We start from the raw sequence: 22,777 nt of genomic DNA, 5'->3' as shown, positions 1-22,777 counted from the left end.
CGCATCCTGTTTCTCGATTGCCCGCAGAATCTTTTGATGGCCTTTCCAGGAGCGTTCCGGCGCCCCCGGCAACTCTTCGGTCAGGACGTATCCGTCGCGGATCACCTCACGCACGGGATCCAGCATTGTCCGCAGCAATCGATTATTAGCCGCTTCACCGATCACATCGTGAAACTCCACATCGAGTTCCGTATAGGCGCCGTGTTGATCCAGGACGCTGCCCATCTGCGTCACCAGCTCCATCAGCCGCCCGAGTTGTTCCGTCGTCCGGCGCGTGGCCGCCAGCGAGGCCAGTTCTTCTTCGGCGCAACGCTGTACTTCCAAAATCTCTTCCAGCATTCGCTGGCCGCGCGGTGACGCCACGTGCGCAAACAGCACCATCGACACGCGGGCAACGCTGGCCGACGCGCTCGATCCGCCGTGGCAACGCCGTTCATGTGCTTGCCGATTGGCTCATCAAATAGGCGCTTCCAAAATCCTTACCACGCACGCGCGCAAATTATTTTCGACTTATCGGGAATAGGCGGGAAAAAAATGGGTTCGCCCTAGTACCAACCCGTTAAACACTCTGGAGTCGAAAATGAAAAAGATTGCCCTGTTCGTGATGTCCGCCGCTGTCCTCGCATCGTCAAGCGCATTTGCCCAGGCTCAGGGCCTGACCCGCGCCGAAGTCCGCCAACAACTCGTTGAAGCGCAGCAAGACGGGTCACAATTCGTCAGTAACACGTCGTATCCCGATGTGGCTCGCATCTATACGAATCAAGTCACACAAGCCAGGCAGGGCACGTCGGCCTATGGCGGCGTGGCAGCCGGTTCGAGCGCCAGTTCCTCGCGTGTTGCGAATGTCGGCAGCCCGAGTCATGAGGCTTGTGTCGGGCCGTACAGCTTCTGCAACATCTATGCGGGTTCTTGATGACCGCACGGACGACTCGTTCATGGTTAGATCGAGTCGCGAGTCGTCCTGTCGTGATTGCATGGGCTTAAGCGGTTAGCGTTAGCTGCTTGAACGAATTATCGGAGCAGGATCAGTTGAGGCACAGTGTCCGCGCCGCACCATACAATTGCATTTTGGTCGTGTTTCACACCGAGTTGTTTCGCATCACTAAGGATAAGGCCAAGAACCAGGAAGCTCGGTTCACCCGGCCATGAGCCTGACGGATGCTCGCCTGTCCCTTCGATAAAGCGCAGACCCATGCGGCGAAGCTGCTCTTCAAGCGCGGCTTGCCGCAGAGTGTTGGCCGTGGCGCTGGTCAATGCGCTGAATGGATTCGCCGCGGTGATAAACGCGCTGCAGTCAACGCCAAAGGCACGGTGAAGTTTGGCGAGATCAGGATTGGCGTGGCCTATGCGCAGCGTCGTGGGGGCATTGCCCAGGACGCGATAATGGGTTTCATCGTAAGCCCGGAGCGTGTCCGGATCGATGGTCGAATTGAACTGCAAAGCAATCTCCTTGCGATAAAAGCGCCGGACATATCAGAGTTTCGCCCTCTATTGTGCGCGTTGCCGAACACACGGTATCAATGTGATAAAGGCCGTTGTGTTAGCTACCTCTCGCTCAGCGTGAATGTCCTGACTCGCGGTGTTCACCGCGCCGCCCAGCACCTGTACGATGCTTTTTTAGCATATAAAGCGCTCGCACAGGCGCCATTATCGAGGGGCATATGGATTCACCTATCCTGGCAAACGAGGACATGAAGGGCAGGCCGACCAGCGTTCATGTTCATCTTTACTATGGCGTTGATCCAAGCCGGTATCGCAAAGACGAGAACGTTGGGTGCCTGTACGGTTATCACCACGCCGAGTCGGAATCGATGACCCTTTCGTATTCCCACGATCATCCCGAAGGACGTTTTCTCCGCACTATTCGACGCGGCTTGAAAGCGCTTCTCGGTTGCGATCTCATTCATACATTTCGCAATCGCGCAGCGCTGCTTGAAGCGGACGTGATCTGGACGCATACGGAGCGCGAGTATCTATCGGCAGCGTTATTCCTGATGCTCAAACGTGGTCCGCGTAAGCCGCTTCTGCTTGCACAAAGTGTGTGGCTGCTCGACATATGGGAATCGCTTAGCGTGTTCAAGCGCGTGATCTTCAAGAGGCTGCTAAGCCAGGCGAGCTTGCTGACGACCCTGACTCACGACAATGCAGCGCTCACGAAAAAATTCTGGAATCGCGAAGCAACGGTGGTGCTCTACGGTGTCAGTACCGACGATTTTCCTTTGCAGCCAGTGTCCGAGTGGCGTCCTCACGAACCATTGCGCGTGGCGGCCATTGGTAACGATCGCGACCGCGATTGGCAGACCTTCATGGCCGCGTTTGAAAACGATCCGCGCTTCAACGCGAGGCTGGCGACCCAGCGCAAAGTCACGCGTTCTGATCGGGCGGATAACGTTGTTGTCGCGCCGGTGTCGGGGTTAGCGGAGCAACGCGCGCTCTATGAATGGGCCGATGTAATCGTCGTGCCGCTTCATCCCAATCACCATGCATCGGGCATTACGGTTTTGCTCGAAGCGGTGACGGCCGGCAAGGCGGTAGTTGCAACGGGCATAGGCGGTCTGTCCGACTATTTCTCCGATGACGCCGTCTCATACGTACCGGTCCACGATGCACAAAGCCTGCGCGAGACTGTCGCCGCGCTAGGTGCAGACCCTGAAGGCACGACGAAGCGAATTCGTCGCGCGCAGCAGGAGTTGGTATCGAAGGATTTGACGACGCGCGGTTTCGCCCGGCAACACGTCATGCTGACTCATCAAATGTTGCAAGACGCAGAGTCGGACGAACGAGTCGAGCCACTTGTGCGCGCTTAGCGGAGCAGGCGCGTGGGCTTCACAGGTTCAGCGGCACATACGGAAACAGGTTGCTTGTCTCACGACACGCAGCCTGTTTTTTATTGGACAAATAAGGCAAGCCCGTCAATGAAACCTGAACGCACTCATTGTGCGGAAATCGGCAACGTGACGTTTCCTTTTCGCGGTTGAACAATTCCGCTATAGCGTCGATAGTGAAACCCAACCGCCGCACGCTGAGCCAGCCGGCCGGGAACACACAAACACTTTGTGGAGTTCAGGTTGGCCAAGACAACTCGCGCGAGCTGCGCCATCGAAAGCGATGCGGCGGATCTATTTCCGGATGTGTGGTCCGTTGACGCCACGGAGTTTATCGCGGCGCTGGATCGCGAATTTGCGCAGCCGCGCCAGCACCTTCTCCACTACCGTAAAGAATGCTCGGGCCATCGCCTGAACGGCGGTAACTTCGAATTCTTATCCAGCACAGCCGGCATCCGCAATGATCCGGATTGGCGCGTTCCCGCACCTCCCAAAGATTTGATCGATAGACGTGTGGAGATTGCCGGTCCGGCGGAGAACCGGAAGATCGTCATCAATGCACTCAATGCTCATGCGCAAGTATGGGTGGCCGACCTGGAAGATGCGATGTCGCCCACCTGGCACAACGCCATGGCGAGTCAGCGAAACCTGAAAGAAGCGGTCATGGGCGATATCACCTACCGCGACCCTCGGGGCAAGCAATACAGGCTCGAGGGCGGCACGACGGCGATCGTGGTCAGGCCGCGCGGCTGGCATTTGCCCGAGCAGCATGTGACGGTTGATGGACAAGCTGCATCGGCCAGCCTGGTCGATTTCGGCCTGTACTTCTTTCATTGCGCGCGCAGGCAACTTGAGCGCGGAAGCGGGCCTTACTTCTACTTGCCGAAGCTTGAAAACCACCTCGAAGCAAAGCTGTGGAACGATGTATTCGAATTTGCGCAGGACTGGATTGGCGTTCCCCGTGGCAGCATCCGCGCTACTTTGCTTATCGAGCACATTGGCGCGGCGTACGAAATGGACGAGATCCTGCATGCTCTCGGTCCTCACGCCGCTGGGCTAACCGCTGGCCGGTGGGATTATCTGTTCAGTATTGCGAAGGAATTCAGGAATCGACGGGATTTTGTCTTGCCCGACCGCGCGGAATTGACGATGGGGCTGCCGTTCATGCGCGCTTACACCGAGCTCCTGGTCCGCACGTGTCATCGGCGTGGCACGCATGCGTTGGGCGGTGTCGCCACGCAGATTCCGGATCGACACGATCCCGAGGCGCAACGCCGCGCGGTCGAAGTCGTGCGCCGCGACAAGGAACGCGAGGCGATCGAGGGGTTCGACGGCACCTGGGTCGTTCACCCGGATCTGGTTCCGGTCTGTCACGCCGCCTTCGAGCACGTACTGGGCGGGCGCCCGCATCAGATCGGCCGCTCGCATGGCGAGGTCGAGGTCGAGGTCAAGACAACGGCCGCGGACCTGATGGCGGCCGATCGCCTGGACGGCTCGGTCACCGAGCATGGCTTGCGATCCAACATCGCGGTGTCTATCCGATATCTGGAGGCGTGGTTGCGCGGTCATGGATCGGTCAGGCTGTTCGGTCTCATGGAAGGCGCGGCGACCGTCGAGATTGCCCGGTCGCAGGTCTGGCAATGGCTGCGCCACGGCATGCGTCTGCGGGATGGGCGTCAGGTGACGCGCGAGCTGGTTCGCGCAATGGTCACAGAGGAGATCGATCGGTATCGCGCGGAATCGACTGAAACCCTGACCGACCGCGAGATAGAACAAGCCAGGGCTTTGTTCGAAGAAGTCGCCATGCGGGAGGACTTCCCCGAGTTCCTGACCCTGCCCGGGTACGCTCGATTGAACCGGTCATCCGAACATGACTCGGTCGCGACCGGGTATGGATGGAGCGCGGCATCTGCATCTGCATCTGCATCCGCATCGGCCTCGGTCCGGGAAAGCACCTTGGCGCTCACCTGCAGCAGCGGCATGTTCACGCATTTGCAACTCAAGCCGCGCGTTGCGTTTTCCTTCGGGTTCATGGGGTGGTCGGCGTGGCTGATCGAGCATGCCGTCTCGCATGCGGCGCTGATCCGCGATCATGCCACCGGGTTCGTTCCCATCGGGCTCGAGATTGCCTATGTAAAGCCGTCGACGTTCTTCGATTGCGAGTCGCTCAGTGTCACTACGCGGGTCAGGACCTGGAACCCGAAACGCTTCCATACCCTTCAGGACGTGGAAGTGCTGCTCGCGAATGAACACGGCGTACCGGTCGCTCGCGTAGTCATGCAGGAGGTGTGCGTTCGCATCGAGTCGATAGAAACACTTGCGGCAGCGCCGGGACGCGTGCCCGATGATCTGGCGAAGCTGTTGCTCGACTGTCCCGACGATATCGACGAGCGGCCCGTGCTGCTCAATCGCGGTGCCGCGCGAGTGCCGGCGAATGCCGAGGCCATTGCTGAACACCGGCACGAATTCGTGGTGCATCGCCATGCTTGCGAGGTAGCGGACCAATGGTATTCCGAGCACGTGTGCGATTTCATAGGCGATAGTCGCGAGGCCATGGTGCTCCTCCTCGTCGATAAACATCCGGAACTGCTCGCGGGTCTGGCCCAGCGTATAGAGCGCCTGAGCATCGGTTTGCGCAGGCCTTTCATGCTCTTCGACCGAGGCGAGATCCTGACCACGGCTTATCGCGTGGGCGCCGACATTCATTTCGTCCATCGGTTGCTGACCGCATCCGGGGCCGACGCCGGCGACGCGGTCGAAGTGTTCCGGTCGGCGTGACAGTCAAGCTAAAAAGGGATTGACCATGACGTTCCTGTTCTCTGGATCGTTGCTGCGGTACGTGGGTTATCGGCGGCAGATTGTTTATGAACAAAACACGCTCGACGAGGCCCTTCAAGCGCTATTTTCAGAATTCCCGGAACTGGAAGGATTACTGATGAATGGCGAGATGACGCTGAAACGAACGATGCGTCTGGCGATCAACAATGAAGTGATTCGCAGCGATCTGACCCGGCCGCTTGCATCGGGTGATCTGGTCGAGATCATGACCGCCATTTCCGGCGGTTGAGCAGTCTGCCGCAGCGACGGCTATCCGAAGGAGAACATGCAATGTCCCTCGACACCCGACTACGATCGGTATTCGATACGGTGCTGGAACTAGACAGAACGCTGCCCGATTCGGCGCTGCGTTATCAGGAGACGCCGGGCTGGGATTCGCTCGGCGCGGTGTTGCTGATCTCATCCATTGAAGATGAATTCAAGGTTGAGATCGACACCGAGCGGGCGTTGAAGATGGATACCTTCAAAGGTGCTTCGCAGTTGCTCCGTGAGCTTGGGGTGCGGGATTGATCTGGCAATCGTCATGACCGGCTTGCCGATAAACCAGAGCGTGCGGGAGACCGCGCTGCTACCGCAGATGGTCGAGTTGATCGAGCATCATCGGCGTGCTTGTCCTGCCTATGCGCGTGTGCTCGATGCCATCGGTCATTCGTCCGGTCGCCGCTATGCGCAAACTCGCGAACTGCCGTGGCTGCCCGTGCGCCTGTTCAAGGAGCACGCGCTGATCAGCACCGGCCGCGAACAGGTGGCTGTGCTGACGTCGTCCGGTACGACCAGCACGAACGTCAGCCGGATTGCACTGGACCGGGACGCCGCCGAGCGCCAGCGACATCTGCTCACCGCGACGCTGGCGACGGTGACGGGTCCACGGCGTCTGCCGTTGCTCATTATCGATTCGCCCTCGGCGGTACGTGGGGAACGCTCGTCGATCCGTGGCGCCACCGTGCTGGGCGTGATGAATGTCGGGCGGGAGCACGTCTTTGCGTTGGATGACGAGCAAGGTATCGATGCCACCGCCGTCGCGAATTTCCTGCAACGCCACGGCCATGCAACGTTCCTGATCTTCGGCTTCACATCGCTGGTCTGGACACAGTTTTACGCCTTCGCGCGATCACACGGATTCGACCTGGCCCACGCGATCCTGCTGCACACCGGCGGCTGGAAAAAGCTCGCCGATCAAGCCGTATCGCCGCAAGAATTTCGCGCTGGCTTTCTCGCTGCGACCGGCCTTCATCGATGCCACAACTTCTACGGGATGGTCGAGCAGGGCGGCACGATCCACATCGAATCAGCATCCGGCGATGGTTTGTATTGCCCGGATTTCGCCGATGTCATCATCCGTGATCCTGAGACCTGGGAGGAGGCTCCCGTCGGCACGGAAGGCGTTATCGAAGTGTTGAGCGCCGTGCCGCGCGCGCATCCGGGTCACGTGCTGCTCACCGAAGACCGGGGCGTGGTGCATGGCATCGACGATGGCGAGTGGCCGGGCAAACGCTTCTCCGTGCTCGGTCGGCTCGCGCGCGCCGAACCTCGCGGATGCGCGGACACGTTGCCCGAAACCGCCAACGGGGCGCGGCCATGAGCGGCCTGCTCGAAGGCCGGCGGCTGCTTATCACCGGCGTCATCAACCATGCGTCGATCGCCTTCGCGGTGGCGAAGCTGGCGCAGGAGCAGGGCGCGGAGATTGTGCTCACCGGCCATGGCCGGCTGCATATGGTCGAGGACGCTGCAAGGCGGTTGCCGCGACCGCCGCCGATTGTCGAACTCGATGTCACCCAAAGCGAGCAACTTGCCACGCTGGCCGAGCGCGTGCGGGTTCACCTGCCGCGACTGGATGGCGTCCTGCACTCGATCGCCTTTGCGCCGCGTGGGGCTATCGGCGGGGATTTTCTTGCTACGGCCTGGGCCGATGTATCGACGACCTTGCAGGTATCGACCTATTCGCTGCAGGCGCTCGCCGTCGCGGTGCTGCCGTTGATGGACGCGGGCGGCTCAATTGTGGGCCTCGATTTCGATGCCTCCGTCACATGGCCCGGCTACGACTGGATGGGTGTGGCCAAAGCCGGCCTGGAGTCGAGCGCGCGTTACCTCGCCCGCGATCTGGGCGCTCGCGGGATACGCGTCAATCTGGTCGCGGCCGGCCCTTTGCGCACCGCCGCCTCTCACGGCGAGCCGAGTTTCGGCGATATCGCCGCGGCCTGGAAAGCCCGAGCGCCGCTCGGCTGGAATCCCGCCGACGCCAACGGCGTCGCTCGCACCTGCGTGGCGTTGCTATCGGACTGGTTTCCTGTCACCACCGGTGAAATCGTGCATGCCGATGGCGGCTTTCACACGGTCGGCGTCTGACATGGCGCGCTCCTGGGGGTATCGATGAATACGGTGCGTAGTTTCACCAATCGTATTGCCGTGGTGATCGGCGGCACGCGTGGCATCGGACAGGCGAGCGCGCGGTTGCTGGCTGCAGCGGGAGCGACCGTGATATTGACCGGTACGGATCAAACGAAAGCCGAACGCGAAGCAAAGCAACTTGCCGCCGAATATGGCGTTAATGCGACTGGCCGGGCGCTGGATCTGAGCGACTACGCGTCGATCGGCGCGACCATCAAGTCGATTGCCGCCGAGCATGGCGCTATCGACGCGCTGGTGCTCAGTGCGGGCGTGATGCAGAGCACGCCGCTGGGCATGACGCAGGAATCGGTCGCGCGCCATCTGCTCGACGTCAATCTGCTGGGCGCGATCGAAGTGTTGCAGGTCACGGCGAAAGTGATGATGCGGCGTCGTCGCGGCGCCGTTGTATTGCTTGCATCGATAGCCGGCGAACGCGGCGCCGCGGGCCAGGCGGTGTATGCGGCAACCAAGGCCGGCATTGCCGCAATGGCGCGCTCGGCGGCGAAAGAACTGGGACCACTCGGTATTCGGGTGAATGCGGTGGCGCCCGGTTTGATCGATACCGATCTGCTGGCGAATCTCCCTACCGATGTCATCGCCGCACGTCGCGCTCAAACTGCGTTGCGCAGGCTTGGCACGGCGACTGAAGTGGCGGCGACGATCCGCTTCCTGCTCAGCGACGAAGCGTCTTTTATCACCGGACAAGTACTCGGTGTCGACGGAGGCCTGACCTTATGAACACATTCGGCGCCCATGCTTGCCTGATCGATGCGGCTCGCAATTTGAGCTTGAGAGGCAGCGAGCTCGCAGCGCGGATCCAGACGATGGAAAACGAACTGCACACGATGCCGGCCGGGTTGCTCCTGCTGAGCGCGCCATGGACCGTCGATACCGTGTGCCGCTATCTCGCCGCGTTTCGCCAGGGCCGAGCGCTTGCGTTGCTTGACCCGGGAATCGAACTCGACACACTCACCGAGTTGATCGCGCGATTCGAGCCGGCGGGTCTGTGGCAGCCGGGGATCGAAACGGCTGCGCCTGCGGGTTATCGACGGGTCGATCATGGTTGGATCAGGCAGACGGACGGGGCCGTCGTCCATCCCGATCTGGCCTTGCTGCTGACCACCTCCGGCTCGACAGGCGCCGCGCGCATGGTGCGCCTTTCGCGTGAAGGCGTACTCGCCAACGCGCAAGCAATCGTGCGTGCGCTTGACATCACCGACGCTGACATCGCGCCGACCAGCTTGCCGTTTTACCTGGGCTACGGCTTGTCGGTGCTGAACAGCCACCTTGTGGCTGGCGCGACCGTTGTGGTGAATTCGCATCCGGTTATCGGCGCGGACTTCTGGGCGTGCGTCGATACTTATGGCGCCACCTCCTTCGCGGCGGTGTCGCATACGTATGAGTTGCTTGCGCGCTTACGATGGACGCCATTGGCGCATCCCAGCCTGCGCACGATGACTCAATCCGGCAGCCGCATGCGGCCTGAACTCATTGCTCAATTAGCCGATGACATCGGCCGGTCGGGCGGCCGGTTCTTTCTCATGTACGGGCAAACGGAAGCAACGGCGCGGATGGCGGTTCTGCCGGCTCACCGCGTTCTCGAGAAGTGCGCTTCGGTCGGCTTGGCCGTGCCCGATGCAGAGTTATCGATTAGCGTTGAGTCCGGTGCGGAGACGTGTCAACCGGACGTCCCTGGCGAAGTCATCTTCCGCGGACCCAGCGTCATGATGGGTTACGCCGATACGGCAGTCGATCTCGCCAGCGGCGACGGTCATGGCGGCGTGCTGTACACGGGTGACATCGGCCGCTTCGACCAGGAGGGTTATCTCTATCTCGAAGGCCGTCTCAAGCGGATCGCCAAGCTGTTTGGACAGCGAATCAATCTTGATGCCGTTGAACTCATGGCCGCCGACGCCGGCGCTGAAGGCGCGACAGCCGCTGTCTCGCGCAACGACGAAGCGATCGTGCTGTGGTGCGAGGGTGAGGCCGAGCCGGCGCGGCTGGAACGCATCTCGCGGAGCGTTGCAGAACGGTTAGGCGTGAACCGGCATGGCGTTCTCGCACGCGCCATCGACAAATTGCCGCTGCTGCGTAACGGCAAGATCGATTACCGGTCGCTGATTCGTGCGGCTATCGAAGACAAGGCGCCGACATGATCCGGCCGCTGTTCCCGTCGGGTGCGCCGCTGGAAGCATCGGCGTTGCTTGAGTCGATGAATGAGCCAGCGTCGGCCCCGGCCCTTCAGGTCGGCGATGAACGTATGCTCGATTTCCTCGATGGCGTCGGCCAGCGCCTGCGTGTACCCGCGCTGGCCCGGCGCCATCCGGAACTGGGGCCACTCGGCGCTTACCTTCGTCGTGGACATCTGGGCTCGGAGCTGGCTCGGCTCTATACCGAGAATTGCACGCTGCGTTTCCCCCAGGGACTGGTCTTTCACATCGCGCCAGGTAATGCCGATACGGTGTTCGTCTACTCCTGGGCATTGTCCGCGCTGGCTGGAAACCGCAACGTGGTGCGGGTATCCGATCGTGGCGGAGAGGCCACCGAGGCCGTGCTCGCCGCGTTGGCGCAAGGTCTGGAGACAGCCGATTCCGTGGTTGCGCGGACGCAGCGGATCGTGAGCTACGACCATCGCGACGAGGCTGCGACGTCGGTTCTGTCCGCCGCTTGTGACTTGCGTGTGTTGTGGGGCGGCGATCGAGCTATCGACGACATTCGTCGCGCGCCGCTGCGGCCATCGGCGCGGGATCTCACCTTTCCCAACCGGTCCTCTTTCGCTGCGATCTGCGCTAGGGCTTTTCTCTCGACCGACACACCTGAGCGCAAGCACGTGGTCGAATCGTTTCATTCGGATGCCTACTTATTTGGTCAGGCTGCATGCGCTTCGCCTGGAACGATTTTCTGGATTGGCACGGCCGAGGATGTGGCGGACGCGCAAGTCGTGTTCACGGCCTTGTTAACGCGAACGGTGGAGGCTCGGGGGCCGCGCGCGGATGCAGCGATGGCGATCCAGAAACAGGTAGCAACCTATGGTCTGGCTGCAGAGGGAATAGCCGATGACGTTCGCTTTATCGGCAACGAGATCGCTATGGTGCGGCTCGCGACGCCGGTTCGCTTGCCGCGTCGCTGGCTTGGCACGGGTACGTTTCCTTATCTGCGGCTGGACGCGCTCGACGCGCTTTTGCCTCTATTGCTACGGCAAGATCAGACGCTGACGTATTTCGGCTTCACGGCCGACGAGATGGTTTCGTTTGCGCAGCGAGCAGGCGGGCGAGGCATCGATCGCATCGTGCCGATGGGGCGTGCGCTCGAATTCTCCACGGTCTGGGACGGCTACGACCTCCTGCGGGAATTCACCCGCCTTGTCACCGTGAGTTGACGTCGATTCGCTCATAAGGAGCACGATCATGAATGAGGCGATTATCGAATTGTCCCCGGAGCAGGCTTACGAACGCCGGCAATCGGGCGCATTACTGGTGGACGTTCGTGAAGATGGAGAGCGCGCGGCCGGCATGGCGGAGGGTGCGATGGGTGTCAGCAAGTCGCGCCTGGAAGCGGAGCCAGGCGACTGGTTGCCGGACCTCACGGCGGAGATCGGGCTGATCTGCGCGGTGGGCGGACGCTCGATGCAGTGCGCGCGGCTGCTTCAATTGCGGGGTTACACGCACCTTTTCTCGGTTGCCGGCGGCACTACACGCTGGAAAGCAGTCGGCTTGCCGATGACCGAACCCACCGCCGATGCCGATTTTCTCGAACGATATTCGCGCCACTTGCGGCTTTCCGAAGTTGGACTGGACGGTCAACGCAAGCTTGCCGCCGCGCGGGTGGCGCTGATCGGCGCGGGTGGGCTGGGTTCGCCTGTGGCGCTGTACCTGGCCGCAGCCGGGATCGGCCATATCACGCTGATTGATGATGATCTCGTCGATCGCAGCAATCTGCAGCGCCAGGTGCTGCATCGCGATGCCGACATCGGTACGCCCAAGGTCGAATCCGGTTGCAGGACCTTGGCGGCGCTCAATCCTCATGTGGTCGTCGAACCGCAGCGCACGCGGCTGCTGGCGGGGAATGTCGAGGCGTTGCTGAGCGGTCACGATGTGGTGATTGACGGCTCCGACAACTTTTCAACGCGCTATCTGGCCAACGATGCCTGCGTACGCCTTGGCCTGCCGATGATCTACGGCGCGGTGCAAGGTTTCGATGGTCAGGTCAGCGTGTTCTGGCCGGCGCGAGAGGGCGGGAGTTGTTATCGATGCCTGTTTCCGGAACCGCCGCCACCTGAATTTGCGCCTAACTGCGCCGAAGCGGGTGTGCTCGGCGTGCTGCCGGGGGTGATCGGGTTGTTGCAGGCGACCGAGGCGATCAAGCTGATTTTGGGTATTGGTGAGCCGCTGTCCGGTACCTTGCTTCAGTTCGATGCGCTGGGAATGCGATTTAATCGATTGCGGTTGCTGCGAGACCCCGGGTGTCCGCGTTGCGGCGATGGCGTGAAGGCCGGTGATTACGTGGATTTGCCGGCGGCTTGCGGGGTGGGGTGAAGTCGTTCGCCGGCTGGTAGGCCATGGGACGGGTAGATCAACCGGTCGCGGCGCCGGAAATATTTCCATAAATATGTAGGATATACTTTACATACGAGGTGTCACGTTTTTCCGTTCCGCCGCAGGGGTAATCATGCAACTCTACGAGATTGGTCAGTCAGTCGCGAAACGGCGGGCGGAACTCGACCTGACGCAGGCGCAACTTGCGAAGCTTAGCGGGCTCTCCCGGTTCACGGTCAACCAGCTTGAGACCGGCAAGGTGAAGGACCTGGGGATCAACAAACTTATTCCGCTTCTCAGCGTACTCGGGATCGAACTGACGGCCAATCCGAGGCCCGAGCAGAGGGGGCTGTTCAAGGCATCCGTGAGCGCCAACGTGAGCTACAAGGGAAAGTTGACGGAAGCCCAGCTCGCTCGCGCGCTCGCGACGGGAAAGATACCCGCTGGCTACGAGCCGCAGGTCTCCGTCATTCTTGATGAAGTGCCTGTGCCCGTTGTTGTCAAAGCCGTTGAGGAAGCGGCCCGATCATCGGGCGTCGCGCCCAAGAAGATCTGGAAAAACCTCGCGACGTGGTCGAAAGACCTGCATCTTTACAGGCGGGTGTGGGAATGACGACAGCTCATTCGCCTCATTCGCTACCGGACGGGCCGTGGCAGAGTCTGCTTGGCCACGCGCTTACGCTTATCGATGAAATCGCTGAACATGGACGATCCGATCCCTTCTGGACGTTCGGTGGCGGCACTGTACTTATGCTTCGATACGGCCATCGGCTCAGCAAGGACATCGATATTTTTGTCCCCGATCCGCAGTATCTGGGTTTCGTTAATCCACGCATCAGCGATGTCGCCTCGGATATCACGACAGAGTATGAGGAGCACGCGCAATTCGTGAAGCTGCTTCTGCCTGAAGGCGAGATTGACTTCGTTGTTTCTCCGAATCTGACCGACCCCGGATACGATCAATGGACCCTGCTCGATCGCCCGGTAAAAGTGGAGACGGCGGCTGAAATCGTGGCGAAGAAAATGTGGCATCGAGGTGATCGTGCGACCGCGCGTGATCTCTTCGATCTCAGCCTTGTGATTGAGCGTGACCCTGCTGCATTGCTGGTGGCTGGCGAATTCCTGATCCGCTACCGAGATACTTTTCTTGAACAGTTAAACTCCGCGTGACGTGTTCATCCGTCAGGGGTTCTCGGACATTCAGACTTTGGACTACACGCCCACCTTCGATCACGCCGTTACTCTCGCGACTGAATTTTTGCGAGAGATTCCCGAGAGGGAGCCGCTGCACAAACCGCGATTGCGCCGACCTTGATTGATCGTTTTCTTGCGCTGAGAGCCGTAAAAAAGGGCCGGCGATCGTCACTGATAGCACTGACGGCGCCACCTGACTTGCTCATTGCGCTACAACAGCAAACGGTTTGCTGGCGACGAAACCTGATGCAACGAGTGCGCCGTGCGTGTGGAGTTACACCCAAAAGAGTCGGACGGCGGAAGCGAATCCAAGTAGCTGTAGCCCGGACGAAATCCCGAACCTTCGTTTAGCTTCTCCAACGAGAAAAGGGCTCAGCTTGCGCTGAGCCCTTCATGTCTTTGGTAGGCCGTACGGGATTCGAACCTGTGACCAACGGATTAAAAGTCCGCTGCTCTACCAGCTGAGCTAACGACCCAAAGAGCCGAAATTATAGTCACATGGACTACAAGTTGTCAACGGAGCGTAAAAATGCTCCGCATCGTGGAACGAAGGCGGAACGAAGAAAAACCAAAGAAAAAGCCCGCAGCAACTACGCTACGGGCTCTTTCAACGAGAGGCGCGAAGACCAGCTTCGCTTACTTCACCTGCGACATCTTGGTTTCAGCCGACTGCGCGGCTTCCGTTCCGCCGTACTGCGAGATGACCTGATCCAGCGTCTTTTTCGCAGCGGCTTTCTGACCTTGTTCGATCTGGTTGTTCGCGATTGCAAGCAGCGCGTCGGGCGCTCGCGGATGCGTTGGATATTTCGTCACCAGATTTTGCCAAGTCGCGGTGGATCCCTTGTAATCACGCAGAGCATACAGCGCATTGCCCAGCCAATATTGCGCGGTGGGCTGGTACGGACTGTCCGGATACTTGGCGACAAACGTCTTGAACGACGCAGCAGCGTTCTTGAAGTCGCCATTACGGAACTGTGTCGATGCCGCGTTGAACGACTCAGTCTCGCCGGGCTGCACCGTCCCTTGCACGCCATCCACCGTCTGCTGCTGCGGTTCGAACTTCTTCAGCCGGCCATCGAGGTCGGCGTAGTAGTCCTTTTGCTGCTTTTGCAGCGTCGTCAATTGGTTGGCCAGGTCCTCGTTCTGGCCTCGAAGCGTAGCGACCTGCTGATTCAACTGGTCGAGACGATTCGATTGATCGAGGATCGTGCGCTGAGCGGCGGACAGCTGGCTAGCCAGACTGTCCGTTTTCGTGCGCAAATCGAGCACGGCTTTACGCGCTTCATTGTCGTCGAACAACGCCGCGTGCGCTGACCCGCCGACCACGGCCGAACCTAACAAACAAGCAACTGCGACCGCGCGCAGCGAGGGGAAGCGATACAACATACGGCGACTCACCCGTGACTGGTTACGTTACTGTTGATAAGCGAGGTCAGCGCGGCGATTCTGCGCCCACGACGACTCGTCATGCCCGGTTGCCTGCGGCTTTTCCTTACCCAGGCTCACGGCTTCCATCTGCGAATCGGCCACGCCCAGCAGCGACATCGCGCGACGCACAGCTTCAGCACGCTTCTGGCCCAGCGCCAGGTTGTACTCGCTCGTGCCGCGTTCGTCGGTGTTGCCCTGGATCAGCACGTGACGGTCCGGATGGCTCTTCAGATACTGCGCGTGTTGTTGCAGCAGCGGCTGATAGTCGTCACGAACAGCGTAGCTGTCGAAGTCGAAGTAAATGCTGCGCTTGGCCAGCGGGCTGTTCGGATCGTTCAGCGGATCGACATTGACCTGTTGAACTGCGTTCGCGTCGGGTTGCGTGCCGATCGCGCCTTTGTTTGCACCTTCATCAAGCTTCACGCCTGAATGACATGCGGCCAATGCACCGACCATCGCCACTGCAAAGCCGATACGAATTTTAGACATCATGGTTACTCTCCTTGTGTGTTGCTGCTTAAGTTATTGCGTGAGGTTTATTGCATGAACGGACCCCAGGACGGCTCGCGTACGCTGCCCCCCTGAAGCGACAAGACTTGCCGCGTACGACCATCGGTCGACACAGCCGCCAACACGCCACGCCCGCTCACCTGGGTGGCGTAGAGGATGTACTGACCATTCGCCGCAAAACTGGGCGATTCGTCATTCGTGGTGTCGGTCAGGCCAGTCGCCGTGCCGGACGCGAGGTCCAGCAAATACAACTTGAAGCCGCCGCCAACACGCGAAATGTACGCAATCTGCTTGCCGTCCGGGCTCACTCGCGGGCTTGTATTGTAGTTACCCGTGAATGTGACGCGCTGTGCCTGGCCGGCGCTTTCGCCATTCGCCGACATCTTGTAGATCTGAGGCTGGCCGCCGCGGTCGCTCGTGAAATAAATCGTATTGCCATCGGGAGAGTAAGCCGGCTCGGTGTCAATCGAGCTGCCGAGTGTCAGGCGACGCAAACCGCTACCGTCCGCGTTCACCTGGAAAATCTGCGTGTTGCCGGTAGTCGACAGGGCGACTGCAAGCTTGCGGCCGTCCGGCGACCACGCCGGTGCACTGTTATTGCCTTTCTGATTCGATACGATCACACGCTTGCCTGTCGGCAGGTCGTGGATATAAACAACAGGTTTTTTCTTTTCGAACGAGACGTACGCGACCTTGGTGCCGTCAGGCGACCACGCCGGCGAGATGATCGGCTCGGGGCTGGACAGCGCAATGCGCGCGTCCTGACCATCGGAGTCCGAAATCTGCAACTGATAGCGGCCGCCGGTCTTGATCACGTACGAGAGGCGCGTCGCGAAAACGCCACGATCGCCCAGCAATTTTGCGTAGATATAGTCCGCGACCTTGTGCGCGCTCATCCGCAGACCGCTTTCCGGGCTGACGAGCGACAGGCCGCCCAGGCTTTGCTGCTTGACTGTGTCGTAGAGACGGAAGCGCACTTCGTACTGGCCGTTCGGCAGGCGATTCACGCTGCCGGAGACAAACGCGTCCGCGCCTTTCGCTTTCCAGCTGCCAAGATCGACGGAATCCGTTTCCGACACTGGCGTGGCGCCCGCATCGATATTCGTAAACTTGCCGCTGCGCGCGAGATCCTGACGGACGATCGCGCTAATCTGCTGCGGCGAATTCGCTTCGTTGGCAAACGTGGCGGTGGCAATGGGAAATTGGGTAGAACCCACGCCTGTCACGAGCACATTCAACTGCGCGTGTGCGGCGGTACCCGCGGCGATCAGGCAGGATGCAACAAGCGTTTTCAGGCCAAGCTTCGTCATCAAACTCATGTATCTGATTCCAGAAAAAGCGATTTTTAAACTACCGGCGGCTGCACAACAGACCACCGAATGCACAATTCGTTCCCATCAGGGCTTATTGTGCACCGTCGTTTTACCATGTCCGTTCAACCGCCCGCCGGACGCAATGTGATCGTAAACGTGCTGGGCGCCTGGCCGTTCGTGTCCAAAGGCATCGGATCCGAGCGCTGAACAGCACGGAGCGCAGCCTGATCCCACTGTTCGTTGCCGCTCGAACGTTGGATCGACGCCGACAACAGCGTGCCCGTCGCCGGCGAAACGTGTACCGAGACCACGGTCTCAAGCCCCGCCGTTTCCCCCGCCCACACAATGTTCGGACGCACGCGCCGTTGGACCTTCTCCGCGTATCCCGACGAAGTTGCCGTTCCACCCGCGCCGCTGCCGGTGCCGCTCTTGGCCAGTCCTTCGCCGCTGGAGCTCGTGCCGCCACCAGCCTGACCCTGCAAAGCTGCGAGCCGGGCGCTACGTTCCTTATCAAGCTTGGCCTTCGCCTGTGCGTCGGCCTGGGCCTTGGCTTTCGCCTTGGCATCCGCCTGAGCCTTGGCCTTGGCGTCTGCCTGTTCTTGCGCCTTCGTTTCGTCTTCCTTCTGCTGTTCCGCGGCTTTCGCTGCGTCAGCTTCCTTTTCTTTAGCCTGTTGCGTTTTCTGCTGCTCGAGCTTTTGCTGAGCAAGCTGCTTTTGCTTATCGGCCTGTTTCTGCTTGTCCTGAGCCGCTTTTTGCGCCGCTAAAGCAGCTTGTTGCGCGGCTTGTTGTGCCGCGAGCTGCTGCTGGCGCTTGGCCTCGGCTTCCTGATCGGCCAGTTGTTGCGCACGCTGCTGTTCAGCGAGTTGAGCGGCACGCGCCACCGCTTCCTGCTGCTTTCGCTTCTTTTCCTGCAACGCGATGTCAGCATCCTCGTCCTTGGCCGGCGGCGGCGCCGGCTGCACCTTGATTGGCGGCGCGGGCGGCGGAACAGGGCGGGGCGTAGGCGCCGACAGATCCGGGATATCGGTCCACAACTCTGCCTCGGCGCCCGCCGGGGTGTTGTTCTGCCAGTTGACGCCGTGATACAGGAGGATGCCAAGCAACACGTGCATCAGCGCGGCCAGCGCGAACGCCTTCCATGTCCCGCGTTCACGCGGCGGACGGATGGGGCGCGCGCTGGTCCGCGCGCCAGGGTGCCCGCTGGGCTGCTGATTCATCATTGCGATTTGACTAACAATCCTACTCGTTTGACGCCCCGCGCCTTCATATCGGACATCACGTTCATGACGACTTCATATTTAACGGTCTTGTCGGCGGCAATCACGACGGGCTGGTCGGGATGCGACTCCTGCCGATTCAGCACGAAGGTCTTGAGATCGCTCTCCGTCATGCTCTGCTGTTGCGAGGCGCCGCCGTCGTCCTTGTAGCGCACAGTCATGCTGCCGTCGGCCTTGATATTGACCACGACCGGGGGCGTTTGCTCCTGCGGCGCCGCATTGCCGACCGTTGGCAGGTTGATGATGGAAGGCGAGACGAGCGGGGCGGTCACCATGAAAATGACGAGCAGCACGAGCATCACGTCGATGTACGGCACGACGTTAATGTCGGACATGGCGCGCCGTGAACTGCCACGCATGCTGGAACGCATTGGACCTCCGGCCATTCTGAACTCCTTAGTGAGCCTGACGCTGCAAGATGTTCGAGAACTCTTCGATAAACGTTTCGAAGCGGATGGCGAGGCGGTCGATATCGTGTGCGTAGCGGTTGTACGCCACCACCGCCGGAATCGCGGCGAACAGGCCGATTGCCGTCGCCACAAGCGCCTCGGCAATACCCGGCGCCACGTTCGCAAGCGTTGCCTGCTGTACGTTAGCCAAGCCGCGGAACGAATTCATGATCCCCCAGACCGTACCGAACAAACCAATATACGGACTGACCGAACCCACCGACGCGAGAAACGCGAGGTTCACTTCGAGCACATCCATTTCACGTTGGAACGCGGCGCGCATCGCGCGGCGGGAGCCGTCGAGAGTGGCCGCCGGATCATTCATGCGGCGTTCCTTGCCCTTCAGGAACTCACGCATGCCCGATTCGAAGATCCGCTCCAGCGCACCGATGGTATGGCGGTTGTTGGCCGCGCTTTGATAAAGCGCCTGCAGGTCGCCGCCCGACCAGAAATCGCGTTCGAAGCGTTCGGTCTGAATCCGTGCGCGCCGAATGGCAAACCACTTGCGAATGATGTAAGTCCACGACAGCAACGACAGTATCAGCAACAGCGCCATGACGGCCTGCGCCAACAGGCTGGCATGGATGACGAGAGAAATGATCGACAGGTCTTGTGTAGTGTTCATAAAAGTCCGCTGTTACGTCCCAAAGGGGCGTCCGAGGTACAACTGGCCGGGAATTGTCAGGCTTTCGACAAGCAACTGAAAGCGTGGAAAGGCCCTGCCAGCACATGCTCGGTACTTCTGTGCCTGCATGCCCGATGGCACGCCGGCTCGATTCAGTTCGGTTCAGATCCTGATGGAGTCAAAGGATCTTTGTCTACATGGGTTTTTCTGAACAAGATGATTTAAACGGTGCTGGCATCGCCATGGTTGACGCGTTGCTTGACACAGTTTTTTGCGATCCGCGGCGTAATCCGTCGAGAACCGCTGCGGGGATCCCGACCGGACGGATGGCGCCGAGACTGACCGACGCTACCTTGATGTCGCCGGAAGCCAGCAAGACGCCGTCCCGCCACGCTTCCTGGTGGAAATCCACCGACGCCCGGCCAATACGCTCGATCCGGCTCACTACATGAATGAGGTCATCAAGCCGCGCGGGCGCCGAGTATTCCAGCGCCGTGCGCTTGACGACGAACAATACGCCGTCCGACTCGGCCAGTACACGCTGGTCGATGCCGCACGCGCGCAGCCATTCAGTGCGCGCCCGCTCGAAAAACTTCAGGTAGTTCGCGTAGAAGACGATGCCGCCGGCGTCGGTGTCTTCGTAATAGACCCGGAGCGGCCAATCGAAGGTCAAGAGGCCGTTCGCCTGCTGAGGCTCGCTGGTAGACATGTTCATCCGCGCATTTTACCGGAAGCCGCAAACCGTCCGTCGAATCGTGCTGCCGGCCGCTGCTTTCCGGCAACTATCGGCTGGATGCCTGGCGTAATCACTGGCCTGGATCAGCCGCGATACACGGTCAACGGCGAAAACGACTGCGCGACCGGCATCAACTCGATGGTGTTGATATTCACGTGCGCCGGGCGCGTAGCGATCCAGTAGATGGAGTCGGCAATGTCCTCGGGGGTCAGCGGCTGCATGTCCTTATAGACATTCGAGGCCTTCGAGTCGTCACCTTTGAAGCGAACGTTCGAGAATTCGGTACCGCCGCACAGGCCCGGTTCTATGTCGGTTACGCGCAACGCCGTGCCGATCAGATCCGCGCGCAGGTTCAGGCTGAACTGGCGTACGAACGCCTTGGTCGCGCCATAAACGTTGCCGCCCGCGTAGGGATATGTGGCTGCGACCGAACTCAGATTGAATACGTGCCCGCGATTGCGTTCGACCATGCCAGGCAATAACGCGTGCGTGACCGTGACGAGCCCCTTGCAGTTGGTATCGATCATGTTGTTCCAGTCGTCGAGGTTCGCGCGCTGTGCCGGTTCCAGGCCGAGCGCCAGGCCGGCATTGTTGACGAGCACGTCGATCTGCGAAAAAGCGTCCGGGAGCGCCGCGATAGCCGCTTTGATCGCTGATTCGTCGCGAACGTCGAGTTCGACGGGCAGCAGCGCGTCGCCGAGTTCTTGCGACAGCGCCAGCAGGCGGTCTTTACGGCGTGCGGTTGCAATCACGCGATGGCCGCCTTTTACAAACGTGCGGGCAATGGCTGCGCCGAAGCCGGCGGAAGCGCCAGTGACAAATACGATCATGTGCGGGTTCCGGTTGTAATGTTGCTTGTCAGGTTGCAGAAAGGGGTTCGCGGGGCGGCGCCCGGGCGCTTGCGGCAAAGCCGGACAGCGTACTTCCATTGCTGCGACGCGGCAAGTTGTCAGTTTTATGTCAGCGAATAATTCAATTCGACCGGACAAGACCCGCCAAGTAGCGCAAATTCTGCTCCCGCCCGGCAATTTTAGCTCCCGGTCGATGCTTGCACGCACAGGCCAGCGGTACTTTTTGGCCTTGAAAGCACCTGTTTAAGCCGTTTTCCGGCAGTTGCCTATTCTCAGGCGGCCCATTAAACTAGGGCGCTCCAGCCCTGCGTAACTGGCGACAAGGATCTTCGGATCCAAGGTGGATTAACCCACCGGGAAGCGCAGGGTGTCGTTTTGCCGTTCGCCTGGGCAGCTGAGATCCGCACGCGCTCGTTGCGTTGCCGGTGGCTGTCCGTCTCGCGTAAACGGAGCTTCTCTCTTCCGCCTCGCTTGGGACCTATCGTGCTTCGCGCTCTTGTGGCGCAGTGCACATGTGCACGCGCGATCCGGTCAACTGGCACCCATTCAACGGAAAACGTATGTTTGATAAAGCCCAAAGTACCATCGCCCAAGTCGATCCGGAATTGTTTGCGGCGATCGAGCAGGAAAACCGCCGGCAGGAAGATCACATCGAGCTGATCGCGTCGGAAAACTACACGAGCCCGGCTGTCATGGCCGCTCAAGGCTCGCAACTCACGAATAAATACGCGGAAGGCTACCCGGGCAAGCGCTATTACGGCGGCTGCGAGTACGTCGATATTGTCGAGCAACTGGCGATCGACCGCGTGAAGCAGCTGTTTGGCGCTGAAGCCGCCAACGTGCAGCCGAATTCCGGCTCGCAAGCCAATCAGGGCGTGTTCTTCGCCATGCTTAAACCCGGCGACACCATCATGGGCATGAGCCTGGCCGAAGGCGGCCACCTCACGCACGGCTCGCCGGTGAACATGTCGGGCAAGTGGTTCAACGTGGTCAGCTACGGCCTGAACGAAGCCGAAGATATTGACTACGACAAGACCGAAGAGCTTGCTAAAGCGCACAAGCCGAAGCTGATCGTGGCGGGTGCGTCGGCGTTCGCACTGAAGATCGATTTCGAGCGGTTGTCGAAGATCGCCAAGAGCGTCGGCGCGTATTTCATGGTCGACATGGCGCATTACGCCGGCCTGATCGCGGCCGGTGTTTATCCGAACCCGGTGCCGTTCGCGGACTTCGTCACGACCACGACCCACAAGAGTTTGCGCGGCCCGCGCGGCGGCGTGATCCTGATGAAAGCCGAGTTCGAAAAGCAAATCAACTCGGCCATTTTCCCGGGCATTCAGGGTGGTCCGCTCATGCACGTGATTGCCGGTAAGGCTGTTGCGTTCAAGGAAGCGTTGTCGCCGGAATTCAAGGTTTATCAGCAACAGGTCGCGGACAACGCACGCGTGCTGGCTGAAACGCTGGTAAAGCGCGGCTTGCGGATTGTCTCGGGCCGTACTGAGAGCCACGTGATGCTGGTCGACCTGCGCGCCAAGCACATCACCGGCAAGGCAGCGGAAGCCGCACTCGGCAAGGCTCATATCACGGTGAACAAGAACGCGATTCCGAACGATCCGGAAAAGCCGTTCGTCACCAGCGGCGTGCGTCTCGGCTCGCCGGCCATGACCACGCGCGGTTTCGGCGTGGCTGAAGCCGAGCAGGTGGGTAACCTGATTGCCGACGTGCTCGATGCGCCGGAAGACGAAGCCAACCTCGAGCGTGTACGCGCGAAGGTCGCCGTGTTGACCAAGCAATTCCCGGTCTACGGCTAA

Annotated in this window: 23 protein-coding genes, 1 tRNA gene, 1 pseudogene and 1 riboswitch; of the genes and pseudogenes, 14 read left to right on the top strand and 11 right to left on the bottom strand. The window is 60.3% G+C overall.

The genetic code is table 11. From position 1 onward, the window contains the following. Positions 1–39: 39 nt before the first annotated feature. Positions 40–339: pseudogene (locus ACSQ8V_RS15310) on the bottom strand (FadR/GntR family transcriptional regulator); the annotation flags it as partial. A 241-nt stretch (positions 340–580) separates the two neighbouring features. Here ACSQ8V_RS15310 and ACSQ8V_RS15305 point away from each other — a divergent pair. After that, entirely contained in the window at positions 581–913 is a 333-nt protein-coding gene (locus tag ACSQ8V_RS15305; protein WP_436206240.1) for a DUF4148 domain-containing protein, read from the top strand. Positions 914–1,011: 98 nt separating this feature from the next. Here the strand turns inward: ACSQ8V_RS15305 and ACSQ8V_RS15300 are convergent, their stop codons facing one another. After that, a complete protein-coding gene (locus ACSQ8V_RS15300; protein WP_436206239.1) occupies positions 1,012–1,440 on the bottom strand; it encodes a DUF3293 domain-containing protein in 429 nt (142 codons plus the stop codon). A 221-nt stretch (positions 1,441–1,661) separates the two neighbouring features. Between ACSQ8V_RS15300 and ACSQ8V_RS15295 the strand changes: the two genes are divergently transcribed. The 12 genes from ACSQ8V_RS15295 (at position 1,662) to ACSQ8V_RS15240 (ending at position 13,756) form a co-directional block, all read left to right on the top strand. Further along, positions 1,662–2,807: a glycosyltransferase gene (locus ACSQ8V_RS15295; protein ID WP_436206238.1), complete on the top strand. Its 1,146-nt coding sequence runs from the start codon at positions 1,662–1,664 to the stop codon at positions 2,805–2,807. Positions 2,808–3,068: 261 nt separating this feature from the next. Beyond that, positions 3,069–5,603: a malate synthase A gene (gene aceB / locus ACSQ8V_RS15290; RefSeq protein WP_436206237.1), complete on the top strand. Its 2,535-nt coding sequence runs from the start codon at positions 3,069–3,071 to the stop codon at positions 5,601–5,603. A gap of 25 nt (positions 5,604–5,628) precedes the next feature. Continuing rightward, positions 5,629–5,892, top strand: a complete 264-nt coding sequence (locus tag ACSQ8V_RS15285; protein WP_436206236.1) for a MoaD/ThiS family protein — start codon at positions 5,629–5,631, stop codon at positions 5,890–5,892. 41 nt (positions 5,893–5,933) lie between these two features. Continuing rightward, the gene (locus ACSQ8V_RS15280; protein ID WP_436206235.1) at positions 5,934–6,173 is read left to right on the top strand and encodes an acyl carrier protein; all 240 of its coding nucleotides are present in this window, start codon (positions 5,934–5,936) and stop codon (positions 6,171–6,173) included. A gap of 13 nt (positions 6,174–6,186) precedes the next feature. Beyond that, complete coding sequence (locus ACSQ8V_RS15275) at positions 6,187–7,245, top strand: acyl-protein synthetase (protein WP_436206234.1); 1,059 nt, start codon at positions 6,187–6,189, stop codon at positions 7,243–7,245. Beyond that, entirely contained in the window at positions 7,242–8,009 is a 768-nt protein-coding gene (gene fabI / locus ACSQ8V_RS15270; RefSeq protein WP_436206233.1) for an enoyl-ACP reductase FabI, read from the top strand. The genes ACSQ8V_RS15275 and fabI overlap by 4 nt, the downstream gene beginning before the upstream one ends. 24 nt (positions 8,010–8,033) lie before the next feature. Further along, complete coding sequence (locus ACSQ8V_RS15265; protein ID WP_436206232.1) at positions 8,034–8,789, top strand: SDR family NAD(P)-dependent oxidoreductase; 756 nt, start codon at positions 8,034–8,036, stop codon at positions 8,787–8,789. Beyond that, on the top strand, positions 8,786–10,207 hold the full coding sequence (locus ACSQ8V_RS15260; RefSeq protein WP_436206231.1) for an AMP-binding protein: 1,422 nt from the start codon (positions 8,786–8,788) through the stop codon (positions 10,205–10,207). The genes ACSQ8V_RS15265 and ACSQ8V_RS15260 overlap by 4 nt, the downstream gene beginning before the upstream one ends. Beyond that, a complete protein-coding gene (locus tag ACSQ8V_RS15255) occupies positions 10,204–11,430 on the top strand; it encodes an acyl-CoA reductase (protein ID WP_436206230.1) in 1,227 nt (408 codons plus the stop codon). Before ACSQ8V_RS15260 ends, ACSQ8V_RS15255 begins: the two co-directional genes overlap by 4 nt. Positions 11,431–11,458: 28 nt before the next feature. Then, positions 11,459–12,586 (top strand): molybdopterin-synthase adenylyltransferase MoeB, encoded by a 1,128-nt coding sequence (moeB, locus tag ACSQ8V_RS15250; RefSeq protein WP_436206229.1) that lies wholly within the window; start codon positions 11,459–11,461, stop codon positions 12,584–12,586. Between the two features lie 133 nt (positions 12,587–12,719). After that, complete coding sequence (locus tag ACSQ8V_RS15245; RefSeq protein WP_436206228.1) at positions 12,720–13,199, top strand: helix-turn-helix transcriptional regulator; 480 nt, start codon at positions 12,720–12,722, stop codon at positions 13,197–13,199. Beyond that, positions 13,196–13,756 (top strand): nucleotidyl transferase AbiEii/AbiGii toxin family protein, encoded by a 561-nt coding sequence (locus ACSQ8V_RS15240; RefSeq protein ID WP_436206227.1) that lies wholly within the window; start codon positions 13,196–13,198, stop codon positions 13,754–13,756. Before ACSQ8V_RS15245 ends, ACSQ8V_RS15240 begins: the two co-directional genes overlap by 4 nt. Before the next feature lie 424 nt (positions 13,757–14,180). Here the strand turns inward: ACSQ8V_RS15240 and ACSQ8V_RS15235 are convergent. The 9 genes from ACSQ8V_RS15235 to ydfG all read right to left on the bottom strand — a co-directional run bounded on the left by ACSQ8V_RS15235 (position 14,181) and on the right by ydfG (position 20,948). Next, positions 14,181–14,256: transfer RNA gene (locus ACSQ8V_RS15235), tRNA-Lys, on the bottom strand. Between the two features lie 160 nt (positions 14,257–14,416). After that, a complete protein-coding gene (ybgF, locus tag ACSQ8V_RS15230; RefSeq protein ID WP_213767215.1) occupies positions 14,417–15,166 on the bottom strand; it encodes a tol-pal system protein YbgF in 750 nt (249 codons plus the stop codon). 27 nt (positions 15,167–15,193) lie between these two features. Further along, positions 15,194–15,700 (bottom strand): peptidoglycan-associated lipoprotein Pal, encoded by a 507-nt coding sequence (pal, locus tag ACSQ8V_RS15225; RefSeq protein ID WP_031361343.1) that lies wholly within the window; start codon positions 15,698–15,700, stop codon positions 15,194–15,196. Between the two features lie 44 nt (positions 15,701–15,744). Further along, entirely contained in the window at positions 15,745–17,037 is a 1,293-nt protein-coding gene (tolB, locus tag ACSQ8V_RS15220) for a Tol-Pal system beta propeller repeat protein TolB (RefSeq protein WP_158936052.1), read from the bottom strand. 116 nt (positions 17,038–17,153) lie between these two features. Continuing rightward, complete coding sequence (gene tolA / locus ACSQ8V_RS15215) at positions 17,154–18,248, bottom strand: cell envelope integrity protein TolA (protein ID WP_436206666.1); 1,095 nt, start codon at positions 18,246–18,248, stop codon at positions 17,154–17,156. Next, on the bottom strand, positions 18,248–18,694 hold the full coding sequence (tolR, locus tag ACSQ8V_RS15210) for a protein TolR (RefSeq protein ID WP_213767216.1): 447 nt from the start codon (positions 18,692–18,694) through the stop codon (positions 18,248–18,250). The genes tolA and tolR overlap by 1 nt, the downstream gene beginning before the upstream one ends. Positions 18,695–18,704: 10 nt before the next feature. Next, a complete protein-coding gene (gene tolQ / locus ACSQ8V_RS15205; RefSeq protein ID WP_213767217.1) occupies positions 18,705–19,382 on the bottom strand; it encodes a protein TolQ in 678 nt (225 codons plus the stop codon). Between the two features lie 193 nt (positions 19,383–19,575). Continuing rightward, positions 19,576–20,091, bottom strand: coding sequence for a tol-pal system-associated acyl-CoA thioesterase (gene ybgC, locus ACSQ8V_RS15200; RefSeq protein ID WP_436206226.1), 516 nt, complete (start codon positions 20,089–20,091; stop codon positions 19,576–19,578). A 110-nt stretch (positions 20,092–20,201) separates the two neighbouring features. Next, positions 20,202–20,948 (bottom strand): bifunctional NADP-dependent 3-hydroxy acid dehydrogenase/3-hydroxypropionate dehydrogenase YdfG, encoded by a 747-nt coding sequence (gene ydfG, locus ACSQ8V_RS15195; RefSeq protein WP_436206225.1) that lies wholly within the window; start codon positions 20,946–20,948, stop codon positions 20,202–20,204. 320 nt (positions 20,949–21,268) lie between these two features. Further along, positions 21,269–21,368: riboswitch (ZMP/ZTP riboswitch) on the top strand. A gap of 161 nt (positions 21,369–21,529) precedes the next feature. Between ydfG and glyA the strand changes: the two genes are divergently transcribed. After that, on the top strand, positions 21,530–22,777 hold the full coding sequence (gene glyA / locus ACSQ8V_RS15190) for a serine hydroxymethyltransferase (RefSeq protein ID WP_436206224.1): 1,248 nt from the start codon (positions 21,530–21,532) through the stop codon (positions 22,775–22,777).

The organism is Caballeronia sp. LjRoot31, assembly GCF_964253885.1.
Lineage (GTDB): Bacteria > Pseudomonadota > Gammaproteobacteria > Burkholderiales > Burkholderiaceae > Caballeronia.
This window is presented reverse-complemented; position numbering and strand designations above follow the sequence as displayed.